1 pseudogene is annotated in these 268 nt (G+C 70.9%); it reads right to left on the reverse strand.

Annotated features, from left to right (window positions below):
- Positions 1–268, reverse strand: a pseudogene (locus TW83_RS18765) (phosphonate ABC transporter ATP-binding protein); the annotation flags it as partial.

A 268-nucleotide genomic window follows, 5' to 3' on the forward strand; every position in this document is an offset into this window, starting at 1 on the left:
TGCTGCTGGCCGCCGGACAGGGCCTCGGCGCGCTTGGGCGCCTGTTCGGCGATGCCGAGGCGGTCCAGGATCTCCAGCGCGCGGAGGATGTCGGCGCGCGGCCACAGGTTCAGCACCGTCTGCAACGTGCCGCGCCGGTTCAGGATGCCGTGCAGCACGTTCGACACCACGTCCATGCGCGGCACCAGGTTGAACTGCTGAAAGATCATCGCGCATTGGCTTTGCCACTGGCGGGCGGCGGCGCCGGTCAGGGCGGCGACGTCGCGCC

Source organism: Paracoccus sp. S4493 (assembly GCF_000967735.1).
GTDB classification, from domain to species: domain Bacteria; phylum Pseudomonadota; class Alphaproteobacteria; order Rhodobacterales; family Rhodobacteraceae; genus Paracoccus; species Paracoccus marcusii.